General features: G+C 52.9%; 14 protein-coding genes. 6 read left to right on the top strand and 8 right to left on the bottom strand.

Translation table 11 applies throughout. The features are described 5' to 3' along the window. Positions 1 to 78 precede the first annotated feature (78 nt). The 7 genes from BM113_RS21590 to BM113_RS21560 all read right to left on the bottom strand — a co-directional run bounded on the left by BM113_RS21590 (position 79) and on the right by BM113_RS21560 (position 7,676). Positions 79 to 273 carry a DUF8115 family protein gene (locus BM113_RS21590; protein WP_089790173.1) on the bottom strand — a complete coding sequence of 65 codons (195 nt, stop codon included), beginning with the start codon at positions 271 to 273 and terminating at the stop codon, positions 79 to 81. A 2-nt stretch (positions 274 to 275) separates the two neighbouring features. After that, complete coding sequence (locus BM113_RS21585; protein WP_089790171.1) at positions 276 to 1,127, bottom strand: ParA family protein; 852 nt, start codon at positions 1,125 to 1,127, stop codon at positions 276 to 278. Positions 1,128 to 1,507: 380 nt separating this feature from the next. Next, entirely contained in the window at positions 1,508 to 2,650 is a 1,143-nt protein-coding gene (locus BM113_RS21580; RefSeq protein WP_089790170.1) for a PAS domain-containing protein, read from the bottom strand. Positions 2,651 to 2,656: 6 nt separating this feature from the next. Next, complete coding sequence (locus BM113_RS21575) at positions 2,657 to 3,004, bottom strand: HalOD1 output domain-containing protein (protein WP_089790168.1); 348 nt, start codon at positions 3,002 to 3,004, stop codon at positions 2,657 to 2,659. A gap of 93 nt (positions 3,005 to 3,097) precedes the next feature. Then, positions 3,098 to 5,452 carry an MEDS domain-containing protein gene (locus BM113_RS21570; RefSeq protein WP_089790167.1) on the bottom strand — a complete coding sequence of 785 codons (2,355 nt, stop codon included), beginning with the start codon at positions 5,450 to 5,452 and terminating at the stop codon, positions 3,098 to 3,100. Between the two features lie 878 nt (positions 5,453 to 6,330). Then, the gene (locus tag BM113_RS21565) at positions 6,331 to 6,984 is read right to left on the bottom strand and encodes a helix-turn-helix domain-containing protein (RefSeq protein ID WP_089790165.1); all 654 of its coding nucleotides are present in this window, start codon (positions 6,982 to 6,984) and stop codon (positions 6,331 to 6,333) included. 65 nt (positions 6,985 to 7,049) lie between these two features. Then, entirely contained in the window at positions 7,050 to 7,676 is a 627-nt protein-coding gene (locus BM113_RS21560) for a helix-turn-helix domain-containing protein (protein ID WP_177209261.1), read from the bottom strand. Between the two features lie 205 nt (positions 7,677 to 7,881). On the opposite strand from BM113_RS21560, the gene BM113_RS21555 reads away from it, so the two are divergent. From BM113_RS21555 to BM113_RS21540, 4 genes are all read left to right on the top strand, one after another. After that, positions 7,882 to 8,220 (top strand): HalOD1 output domain-containing protein, encoded by a 339-nt coding sequence (locus tag BM113_RS21555; RefSeq protein ID WP_177209260.1) that lies wholly within the window; start codon positions 7,882 to 7,884, stop codon positions 8,218 to 8,220. 830 nt (positions 8,221 to 9,050) lie between these two features. Beyond that, positions 9,051 to 9,404 (top strand): hypothetical protein, encoded by a 354-nt coding sequence (locus BM113_RS21550; RefSeq protein WP_089790162.1) that lies wholly within the window; start codon positions 9,051 to 9,053, stop codon positions 9,402 to 9,404. Next, positions 9,401 to 10,132: a hypothetical protein gene (locus BM113_RS21545; protein ID WP_089790160.1), complete on the top strand. Its 732-nt coding sequence runs from the start codon at positions 9,401 to 9,403 to the stop codon at positions 10,130 to 10,132. Before BM113_RS21550 ends, BM113_RS21545 begins: the two co-directional genes overlap by 4 nt. Positions 10,133 to 10,300: 168 nt before the next feature. Next, on the top strand, positions 10,301 to 10,489 hold the full coding sequence (locus BM113_RS21540) for a hypothetical protein (RefSeq protein ID WP_089790158.1): 189 nt from the start codon (positions 10,301 to 10,303) through the stop codon (positions 10,487 to 10,489). Between the two features lie 34 nt (positions 10,490 to 10,523). Here the strand turns inward: BM113_RS21540 and BM113_RS22100 are convergent, their stop codons facing one another. After that, a complete protein-coding gene (locus BM113_RS22100) occupies positions 10,524 to 10,865 on the bottom strand; it encodes a hypothetical protein (protein ID WP_143095885.1) in 342 nt (113 codons plus the stop codon). On the opposite strand from BM113_RS22100, the gene BM113_RS22095 reads away from it, so the two are divergent. Next, positions 10,857 to 11,258: a hypothetical protein gene (locus BM113_RS22095; protein ID WP_143095884.1), complete on the top strand. Its 402-nt coding sequence runs from the start codon at positions 10,857 to 10,859 to the stop codon at positions 11,256 to 11,258. The genes BM113_RS22100 and BM113_RS22095 overlap by 9 nt on opposite strands. Then, on the top strand, positions 11,255 to 11,530 hold the full coding sequence (locus BM113_RS22090; RefSeq protein ID WP_143095883.1) for a hypothetical protein: 276 nt from the start codon (positions 11,255 to 11,257) through the stop codon (positions 11,528 to 11,530). Before BM113_RS22095 ends, BM113_RS22090 begins: the two co-directional genes overlap by 4 nt. Positions 11,531 to 12,005: the final 475 nt, after the last annotated feature.

Here is a 12,005-nt window from a genome sequence, read left to right as displayed (position 1 = left end):
CGGTGTACACAGCTGTCGCCTCCTCATTCCTTCCGAAAAGTACCACCGATAAGCCGCCGCAGTCATGCGATTCTTGGCTTAGCTAAAGACGGATGATGCTGCCATTGGCCCGTCCCAGACACTGACGACCTTCTGCTGATCTCCTTCGTCGATTTTCTCCAGTTCTTCAAGAATCGCGGTTTTGAGGTCATTCCGTTTCTGTTCTGCACTCGCTTCGTCCAATCGGTCTCCTTGGCTGGTCTGCTGTTTCAGCTCTTCAATTTCGTCATCCATGGTTAGTTACCACTGATGCGTTCTATGAGCGCTTCAGCGTTGGTACGATATGCGTCACGTGCTTTGCGGGCTGTTCCACTCGGATTGTCCAGCGCAAAGATTGACTGTCCCTGCTCGGTTGCGTTCCGGATGTCTTGCGAAGAGGGGACACACTTTGGCGCGATTGCTCTAGGGTACTCCTCGCGATAGGCATCAAGATACTCACTAGCGAGCTTCGTTCGCGAGTCAACCTTGTTGGGGAGAACCATCGCAAGGTCGACACTGACGTCGAAGTTGGCCTCCACCTTCGAAAGATCGTTCCGAAGCGCTCCAACCTGTTCGGCTTCGAACGGTCCCATCTCGACAGGAGCGAGAACGTTTTGTGCTGCCCAGAGGCCGTTGTAGGTCACGTTCGTCGTCATGCCAGGCAGGTCGATTAGCACGGCATCATAACCGAGGGGGTCGACATAGTCGTCGAGAAAGCGCTGAAAGCGGGAGTACCGTTCGGAAGCATCGTCGATATTCGCAAGTTCCGCGTCGAGCGTGTCTAGTCCGGGATGTGCCGGAATCAGGTCGACGCCTTCGTTAGTCTGTACGATGAGTTCTTCGACTGCTTCGTCACCGAGCTTGGAGACGATCGTCTCCCATGCATCATCGAAGACGGTAGAGATGTTCGGCCAAGCGTCATCGTCCTCGATAGCGGTCTGCACGTTCTGCCAGACGCCGAATGTCTTTGCGAGGTCACCTTGTTTGCCGGCGAGATCGATGAGCAGGACGTCGTGTCCTTGCCCAGAAAGTGCGACGCCGAGATGTGCGATACTGGTGGTCTTTCCTGTTCCTCCTTTATCGAGGAAACTGGCCACTCTTGCACTCATTTATGTATTCCTATATGCCCAGATATAGGAGAACCTATAGGATAAATCCTTGTCAGACATCCCTAAGCAAGTTGTCAATGGATAGTGCTGATGATTCTCGGTTTGTCTGGACGCAAATACGTCTCTATTTGATGTTATATTATCTACCTCATACTCGACGTATTCACCTTCGGGCGCATGATTGAACCACTCTTTGAGGTCAGCAGTTGTCTCCGTTGCCCACTAAGGAGTGATCCAGAATTTACATCTAGAACCTCATCCCGGTTCGTCTCGACGCATTCCAAAGCAGTATCGTTGATATGATGAACTGCGCCCGCGAGATAGAGTAGGGCGACGAGAATATTTGGGTCGTGGAATATTGTCTTGAACCGTCGTTCGCTCTACTGCAATTCATCCCTCTGCTGTTTCCGGTTTGTAATATCTGTGACGAACCCTTCAAGTGCTTGTACGTCGCCGTCTGGACCGTACACACCGCGGCCACGCTCCCAGACCCATCTCGTTTCTCCGTTTTTTGTCCGAATACGGTATGTGATTTCAAACGACTCACTGGTTTCCAGTGACTCTTGGACAGTATCCCATACCATATCTTGGTCGTCAGGATGGACAACTTCTTCTCCCCACTGAGTCGCATTCGATTCCAATTCCGTAGCAGTATATCCGGAAAACCCAGCAACATTACCGCGAACGTCCTTCATCGGCCAACTCGGCGCGTTTTTGCACCGGTAGACCATTCCGGGCAGATTACTGGTGAGAGTCTCGAATCGGCGTTTCTGCTCTTTCTGCTCGGTAATATCCCGAGTAATTCCGGTTTGCAAAGAGACGTTGCCATCTCTTTTGATGGTTTGACCGTTCATCTCTCCCCATCGTGTCCCAGTATTGCTATCGAATCGGAATTGAAGTGAGTATGATTCACCTGACCGTGCCGCTCCACGAATTGTTTGTTCTGCGTTAGACCTGTCCTCTGGATGGATTTGGGCGAGCCAGTCGTCGAGTGATTTAATTGCCTCGTTAAATACTGGGCAGATTTCGGGGTAAATATCCATCTCATCTGTTCGTATGTCGCGGGTCCAAATCGCGGCTTTAGTCGACTGGAGAGCAAACTTCATGCGTGATCGCTCCCGTTTAAGTTGCTTCTGGGATCGATATTGCTCAACTGCGTTTTTAACCCGATTTGCGAGTATTGTATACTGGTTCGTCCCGGATGCTTTCTGTAGATAATCCGTCGCTCCGGCAGAGAGCGCCTCGCTGGCCACCTCTTCGCTCCCCTTTCCAGTGAACAGAATGAATGGAAGATCGGGATAGGCGTCGCGAACCGCGTTGAGAAAATCGAGACCGTTCTGGTCAGGCATATCGTAATCGCTGATGACGCAGTCAGGCATTTCGGCCTCAATACGCTCTAACCCGTCAGATGCACTAGTCTCTGTTACGACGGTGAACCGGGTATTCTCACGCTCAAGAAACTCAGCCACCAAGTCACCCAAACGGGAGTCATCATCAACATGGAGAACTGTAATCTCTGACATCGGGGATCACTCCTCTTCCTCTGTTCCCCATGTCCACGATTTCTCGTTCAGAGTATCTGGGGAGCAGTCCACCCCGGGAACCGCAACGACTCGCCCGTCGCCGTACAGAATCACTTTGCAGTCCGCGACAGTGAACGTGATCTGTAGATCGGTCTGTGGTAATTCGCTAGAATTGGTATACAGGCTGTCGAATGCCTCTAAGTCGATGTCTTGATACAGTGGATCAAGGTCGGCGAGATCGCACTCTCGTGCGTCAGCAATCGCTGAAACGATGGCCGTAGTGACGGACTCGTAGGATGAGATATGCGTCGTAACTGGGTCAGTAGAAATCTCAGTTTTCGGGTAGCTATCCATACATTCCTCGTTCTCAAATAATTGAAAGTATCTTATCCGTACATACGTACCTTCTGAGCGCATTTGAGGGGTACATATCTACTCTTCTTGCCGTTAGTCGTCAAGGAGCAGGGAGAACACCCGGCGTTCGGCTTCTCGCAAATGGCGACTGACTGTCGGATGCGATACGTCGAGTTCGTCAGCTAATTCTTCAGCACTCCGGCCACGGGGTCGCTTGAAGTAACCGCTTCGGTACGCGAATTTCAGAATCTCCAGCTGCCGCTCGGTCAACTCATCTTCTAACTGTGATTCAATATCTGTGGGATGCCGTAGGGACTGCATTCGGTTACGACGTGCAACAATCTCTGCGCTCGGGTACGTTGTCTGGAACATCTCAATGAAACTCCGAACCCGCTGTTCCTGCGGGAGTTGGATGGTGAGATATGCTTCTCCGTTCTCCGCCCAGACTGATTGTGGGACGGCATTATGATTTAGCAGGGTCGCAATCACGCATTGGTCAGTGATCTCGCACTCAGCGGTGTGGACCTGCTCACCTTCGGACAAGAGTTCGATTGCATCCACCTTCGGTGATTCGACTGCAAATTCTCGAACTGTCCCAGGGGCAACGTCGTGGAATGTCGAGAAGACCCGAAAGCCGGCATCCTCAGCTGCGACGACGTCGTCGATCGTCACCCGGCAATTGTACTCGTCGACAAATCCGACTATCGGGAGTTCGGTATCGGTGGCTCGGACTTCCAGCTCGGTCACTTCATCACTGACGAGTGCTTGTTTCCGATCAATATTGTTGAGCGCATAAGCGACACAATCGCTCAGCTCATCAAGCACCTCAACGATCTCTGTATCGAATGTATCCGGTGTATCGCTGTAGAGAGAGATCACGCCGTACATCGAGTCATCGTAAACAACCGGTAGGCAGACCATCGACTGGAATCCTCGCTTCAACGCCTGTTCCTGCCAGTGGGCTAGCGGCGGCCCATCGTAGATATTTTGCACCACTGTGGTTTCCCGTGACCGAACGGCATTGCCAGAGGGTTCTGTTTGGTCCCAGTCATCGTCGAGTGCAATCGCTTCCAGATAGTCCTGTCCGTTACCAGCATCGCATTTTGGATTAAGACTCTCTGTCGCGGGATCGTAGTCCCCGTACCAGGCAAAATCGACAGAAACCTTGTCCACTAATAGCTCACAGACCGTTTGGGTAACTTCGTCCTCGGTGGACGCTTCGACGAGTGACTGATTAATGTCGCGGATTATCGTATTGACCTGATTGATGCGTTCGAGGTGGTCACGTTGTTCGCTGAGTTTCTCATTTTTGTCTTCGAGCTGCTGTTCATAGATCATCTCATCCAATGCAGCTTCAGTATGGCTGGTGACCGCCTGCAAGAAGTGGAGGTCGGTCTCTGTTAGCACGTTGGTCTGTGGTGTCGCTACGAGGAAAACGCCGTGCTGGCCGACCGGGAGGACCAGTCCAATCGTCTTTGGATCCGTCTTGAGCGTACACTCCTGCAGCTTATTTTCGACAAAAGCATCCCATGCCCGGCTATTTAGATCCTCAAGTACGGTCGAGGCAGATACCGACAGTGTGTCCGCGAGAATCTGCGTCTCGAGCTGGCCTTTGTCACTGTCGTACTGGTAGAAGGCGATGAGTGACGGGTCCACAATCTGTGTGATGAGATTGCCGGCGATCTGTTCGACATCGTCGGTGTTGGCCTCTTGGATTTGCTCCGTCAGTTGTCCTATGAGGGAGAGGCATTGTTCACGGTGGTCTAGCGAGTCCGCTAAGTTCTGTTGTTCGATGACCGTCTGGAGCTTCCGGTCAATTGCGTCGGCATTGACTCCAGTCTCGTGCTCTTCTGGTGGTCTGTAGTAACAGTTCGAGCAGGCATCACCACCATGTGCGATTCGAGGGTGGTGTTGGAGCATACTGCATAGAAACTCGTCGGAGAATGCCGATCGTTGGTACTGACATTGCCCGAAGAATGAATCTTTGGGAAAGAATTCCTCAACCTTCCGCTCATAGGTCTTGAGCTGGTCCGGATCTACATCACGGTTGACTGCCCAGGTCATCTCGGCAGTGGTCCTGAGCCCGGTATAGCCAGCGTCGACTGCGTCAGCAATCTTCGACTCCAAGCAGCCTATCATCTTCTCTGGCTCGAAGGTTCCGTCTTGTAGATAGACCTCAGTGGCGTCTTGGATTATGAGTTGACCTGATTCTAACGCAGCGTTGATGTCCACTCCTTGATCTTGAAGGGCAGTTATGAGTTCGTCTTTGGGGGTGTCGTCAATTGCGAAGAGACATCGCTCACCGGATTCAAGTCCAGAGCGTAGGAACGGAATGACAGAGTTGAGCTGTTCGTCTCGAGATTCGTAGAGCACCATCTGGTGGTTGTGCTCGGGCAGGTGCTCGAATCGGCCAGATGTATTCTGAATCGTGGACATATTCTGGTTCATGTCTATGTGGTCACCTCCTCGGTAGGGAGTGCGGCTGCCGGGGTATCCGCTAGTGTGTTCTTCGAGGGAACGGAGGAATCTGGGACAACTCTCCAGATCGTACCGCGTAATGAGCGCTGTGGCTCCAGTCCCATTGCTTGTTGTCTGGGTGTCATAGCTGGCGGGTGAAAAATATGGTCTTTTAAATACCTATTATATACTTGAATGGTGGAGTAGTTGGCACTAATGGACCAACTGATGCCGCTACTGCTGTCAGGTTCACTTTGCCGATCGGGTTTAGTGCTGGGGCAGTGGCGTAAGCTCGTACTGGCGGCGTGTTTGGGAGAGGGCAGTGGCTGAAGGGCGGGTGACATCACCTTGTCTTAGTTGACTGGGACGCCTGAGAAGCGGCCATCCATAAGGAACGTGTTTATATGCTCTTGTACCTCTATGTTTCACTAGGTATGACTCTGCTGGCTCCACTTCCTGAGCAAGAACCCTTATTCGTCAGCCACTTCTCTGTCGTTAGAGAGCAAGCGAGATAGAGTATGCGTTCGCGCTATACGCATGAGCGGTTCAGGTGATGTTATACTCCTGTCCATCCCCGTGGTTTCCGGTTTTCAACATAGTTCGCATCCCCGGTCCACATATGCGCTTTACCGGAGATCACGCCCACGGAATCAGACCATTCAACAAACTTGGACGAGAGTGATCATATATTATCCGTACTTGCTGAGTAGACTATCGTAAAATTCTCCGCTACTTTCGGGACCCCACTGAAGATGTTGCGACAGTTGTCGAGATAGCAACCGCTGTTTGCAATCAAGATCAGAGGGAAGACAACAGGCTCTCTATCCGATTGCATCATGTAAACCTCCCGAATCACGGCGCAGAGAAGATCACTCTTCCCCGCCGCTGGGGCGTAGCGTTTCCGAGATGAGGTTGTTGATGCCGCGCCGCAACCGTTCCGAAACTGCTCTGCGTGAAATTCCGAATTGCTCGGAAAGTTCGTCCTGATTGATCCGCCGTGGCTTCTCGAAGTAACCTTGCTGCTGAGCTGTCAATAGGGTTTCCCGCTGTTTTGGGCTCAGGTTACGGTAGTCGCCGTCGAGCAGTTCATCGAGACTGTATAACCGCTCAAGAGTAATTGGAATCCCCTGTGCCTCAAACGTCTCCCGAAAGGCAGTGAACGTGTCTCGATCCTCTGTTCGGACTTCGAACCGCCAATGTTCAGCGGTGCCAACAGCCTCGACAATCGTTATGTCCAGCTCTTTCAACCCCTTGATGACATCAGCGTTCGGCCGCCACTCTGCTCGGAACAAGGCCACGTGTTCGACCTGCTCGAGGAGCCTAGTTTCTTCGATTTCGGGCTCCTTTTCGGAATACTTCATAAACTCGTCCGGTTTACAGCCATGCACCCAGAAAAACGGGAGTGCCGACTCGTTTGTGGGAATAATCTGATCCACTCGTATCTCGACATCTGGCGTCTTAACCAAGGTTTTCCCGAATGGGAAGGCTTCCGGCGGGATGGTAAATTCCGCTACGTAACTCACACCCTCTATTCGAGATTGAGCGGTAAGCCTATATCGATTCTAAAGCCTGTTCGAGATATTCTGTGTCAGAGCAATGTTTTTCGAATGAGTTTAGAAGTACCACGTCGCAGACGACCGCTAACCGCTGCCAGTGAGACACCCAATTCGTCGGCGAGTTCCTCCATTGTTATCGATCGTGGTTCGTCGTAGAAGCCCTTTTGTTCAGCTGTGATCAATGTCTCCCGCTGAGCTGGGGTCAGATCGTCGTGATCGGCTAGTGTACCACTCAATGAGTATAATCGTTCCAGTTCAAGTTCCATCCCAGTATCAGCATAGTAGTCTGTGAACGTGACCAGGTCTTCACGTTGTTCGAATAGCAATTCAAACTCCCATCGGGTATCGCCGGCGACACCCCGAATAACCCCATTACTTCGTTTAGTGGCCTCAAGAAGATACGAAACGCGGGCTCGCCAAGTTGCGCGATACAGCCGCGTTCCGTCTAGTTCGTCGATGGCGACCACTGAGTCGATAGCTTGCTCCTGGTCCACAACCGTTTCAAACTGGTCGAACTGGCTACCCCAAACCCAAAAATACGGCATTGAATCGGTCCGCGCTGGGATCTTGCAGTCGAACTCGATGCGCTTGATCTCGTCCAATTGCAGCGCATTGCCTAATACGAAGTCGTCAACCGGCAGGGAGAACTCGGCTATCACAGTCATCGATAGGTCAATATCGGCGTGAACACCTCCAAGGCGTTTATTCTCCTCGAAACTCGTTCGCCACGCTCTGGACTACAACAGCCGGCTATTGCCCTAAACGGCATCGTGACCATTGATACGTACGTCCCCTGGGCTGGTTCTTCTGAAGGTATGTACGCCGTACTCCTAACGGGAGAGGGTTCTTGAGGGAGAGGCAAGGATGAGTTGTGATGATTGCCGCACCGCTTGGGACCGCAATACGAGTATCAGTAGTCGTGTCGTTCAGGAAGTTGCCGATATACTGGGCGTGGACCCACTGGAGCTAGATCCGCTCTTCGAGACGATCAACCCGGATGCTCTCGATAGCCTGTTCCAAACCCGAAAGCTAGGACATCGCGATGGCCATGTTGAATTCATGATGGAGGGGTGTAAAGTAACAGTCTTTGGGACTGGAAGAGTAGATGTGACGCCGCCAGCAGAGGTTGAAATGGGATCCACCAATGATCAGAAATCTCCGGTGACTGGCCACTCAGAAGAATCTTCCAGTGCTGATGGCTAGCTCTGTCAAATGAGACCACAACACAGCATAAGCTGATCTCAAACAATCTAAGAAGAGCTGAGAGGCTAACTATGGTGCCCTATTCAATCGTGTGCTCGGAGTGTAGTGAACAACGGATTGGGCGAACAGTCGATGGAGAGGTAGTCCCATATCAATCTACCTGTCCGAGTTGCGGCTGTTTAGACTTCAAACTGTCTGCAAGTCTCCGGTAGTGTACAATGCGCGTGTTCCGGACGAGTAGAGACCTGGCGAAAGCTCTAGTGATTCGTGTCGCGAATACGACGACGCAATTGCCGATCACGACGGCCTACCCAGATCGCGCGGCGACCGCGGCAGCAAAAGGACATCTCCCATTGACGACGAACCTAGAGACAGGTATCGGCTTCCTCTAAACTGGCTTGGAACAGCGACGGGGCACACCACCGTCGATGTGATCGAAATTTTGGCTTCAGAATGGCCTCCAATGACAAAACTGTCATATAGCCCGACAAACGGCGACTGACGTGATTTCCTGCCTTAATGGCGAATACCCCCATCTACTTGTGGACTCACCTTCTTATGTAGTTCTCACCACAGCCTTAGCTACATGGGCTAAGATGTCCTAATAGGGTTCCTAAAGCAATTAAAATCTGTGAGCTATTTCTGGTTGCGCACCATGTACACCACACTGTTCTGTGACACTTCTATATATAAACCCGGGAGGTGATGGGTGGGGCCAAAGAAGAACAGGCAATAATATCTGCTAAACGGGTGCACCACATGCACCACGTAAATATGTAGTACACCACACCCTCCTTGAGTATAAGTGGAACGTTGCCTGACCACCTCACATGGGTGACGAACTCAACATCACCAACAAAGAGCCCGACGAATTTCGAGTCGAGATTGGTTCTAGCTCCCTCGGTGAGGTCGCAGAGGAGATCATCCAGCTTGAGAAGCCGATGCATGAGGGTACCCTCACGACCGACGAGGTAGCTCAGTTGCGCGCTGCCGCCACTGCTCTGCTGGCTAGACTTGCTGACCACAACGCAGGCGTTACTGCTCGCCGTGACGGCGCCAAGAGTCAAGGGCGAGTCGCGTTCGGCCGGGAGCACGAAGGAGAGCCTGGCATTGGACTGTTCATCCGTGCCGAGGATCTCCCTATCATTGCCGAAGAGTACCGCGCTTGGAAGGAAGAACAATGACTCTGTTCGAGAGCAACGTCGACGTCGATGTCGACAGAGAAAACGAAGAGGAAGAGACTGCCACATCGGTTGAAGAGGAAGAAGAGACTGCCACCACAAGCGAGGAACAGACATCGAAGCCTACAACGGACGCTGACGAAGTTCCGACTGAGGAGGCTGTGAAGAAGTCGAGAGATGCGCCCGAGGTGGATGCTGTCGAGCAAGCGAAAAAGGCCAGCAGAGATCGTCCTAGTTTTGAAGGTGGGAAGAACGTTCTGAACCAGCATACGCCCGAACAGCCGGCGGACCTTATGGACAGCCACCCGGACTTACAGCGCCGGGGTTTCCTCAGCCCCGTACTCCGGAAGGGGATCTCAGAAGCTGCGAGAGATCCCGATTCACCGCTCCATGATGTAGACATAATAGAGGATGCGGTGAAGCGCCTAGCTGCCGATGAGGAGCGGTTGGAGACGGTGGTGGAAAAAAGCGAGCACGCGCGTTTGCTGGCAAAGGCACGGCGCAATTCCAGAAAGCTGTGGGCAATCCCAATCCAGGAGATGGCACGCGTCGCTGATTCGCGGATGTACACTCGTGAACGGCGCGCCGTGCGTGTTGCGCACGAACACGCTGCAAGGGCAGCTCTTGAGAAGGTTTCCAGTGGCGAATGGGTTGAAAACGTTCACGTCGATGTCGAGGATCTCGATACACTTCTCGACGCACAAGGATGGACCGTCTTACTAAACCACTGACTGTCTGATTTTCAACGGCCAGGTGAGCCGCGATGATGGCGATAGTCGAAGAGGCTGGAAACACAGGAACTGGTGGTGCGTGGTTGTGCAGTGTGTCCCACTACCCGGGGGTTCCGGGACACAGTTGATTAGCACTAAGTGTAGTGCTACTCTTAGCACTAACTACTGATGCCCAAAACGACCGTCACAAAGACCTCCAGCAAGATCACAAACTCCGACGGCGAAGAGAGAACTGTTGAACAGTATCGCACGACCGTCCCAAAAGGAATCGCCGAGGCGATGGGACTCGAAGGAGAACGAATTGAGTGGGAAGTCAAAAGCGGGAACAAACTCGAGATCACGATCCTCGATGACTGACGATAGCACACACGCACTCGCGTTTATCCGGCGGTCACAGGGCGACGAGGACGGTGCGAGCCTTCGCCTTCAGCGCGACCAGGTGCCTGAGCTTGCCGACGAACTCGCCGACAGCATCGATACTGTCGACCTCGGCGTTCACACCGGGTTCAGTATCCTCTCGCGCGACGAGAGTGACCCGCGCATCGACGCCAATGACGAGGTCCTCAAGGCGGTTGAACGCGTCCGCAACGGCGAGTACGAGTACGTTGTCTCGTGGGACGACAGCCGCCTCGCTCGTGACGACTATTTCGCCGAGTGGCGTCGCGCCGCCGCCGAGGGGGGCGCCGAATTCGCTTTCGTCGCCGATGTCGAGGACGTCGACAGCATGGCCCACGGCGTCCGCCGAACAGTCGAGACTGCGATCAAACGCGAGGAGATTCAGAAGGCGATCGCGGCTGTGCGCGACCGAGAGCAGCGGGAAATGTGGAATACCCGTCCACCGGTCGGCGTTGAGTTCGACAGCGAGCGCGAATACTTAGTTCCGGGTGAGCAATTCGACGACGTGATCGACGCACTCGAGATGCGCGCCGATGGCGTCCCGTATCGAACGGTCGCCGACGAGACCGGACTCTCCCGCGGAGCGATCGGTCGATGGGTCGACAACGTTGAGGTGCGTGCACGGTCATGTCGCGACGACGAGACCGCGCGACAGCTCATTGAGGCGGCAAACACTAACGACGAACCCGACGAACTCAATGCTTCCACCACCGGTGGTGAGGCAGCGTGACCTACGACGAGACGCTTCCGAAGCTCATGTCAGTGATTGACCGGACCGAACTCGTTAGTGAGGATTCTCGACCGACGCTGTCGCAGGCACGGATAATCGCACCTGCCGGAAGTTCATCAACAGATGTCGCGGTAGTCCTTAATGCAGCTCGCGATGGTGAGAACCGGCAGCTGACCGTGCGCACTGACGCTGACGGGATGCGTGCGCTAGGAGAGTCGCTCATTGAGGCTGCTGACTCAGTCTCTCCCAATGACGGTCGTAGTGACGAGTAGCGTCGCTCATCTCTTGACACAGAACACGAATCAGGCCTATCGAAACCCTCGAGCTGTGATGTGTTTTAACGGCCGTACGAATACTAAGAAAGGACGCAACTTGCTCATTAGCCATTCGTTAGACTGTGTCTCTAGAGGATTTTCGAATGATTGTGATTCCGTATCCACCCATGTTTTGGATGGTATCAAGGAATTCATCTGGATCGAGCGGCTTCTGGATATAAGAGTCCACGTTGATACCAGACGACTTCGCAATATCAACTTCCGAACCGGACCCAGCCATTCCAATCACCGGAATCGACGCTAATTCAGACCGGTTATTGAGGGTATCGAGAACGTCCTCGCTTTTTCTCCCAGGAAGTTTGAGATCCAGAAGAATGTGCTTTGTTGAATAGCTTCTGAATGGTAGTTAGAGAGGCTCACAGAGCTTTTCTATGTTGATGATGGCGAACATGAGGACAATTTCACGGAACTG

This window comes from Natronobacterium haloterrestre (assembly GCF_900112205.1).
Lineage (GTDB): Archaea > Halobacteriota > Halobacteria > Halobacteriales > Natrialbaceae > Natronobacterium > Natronobacterium haloterrestre.
This window is presented reverse-complemented; position numbering and strand designations above follow the sequence as displayed.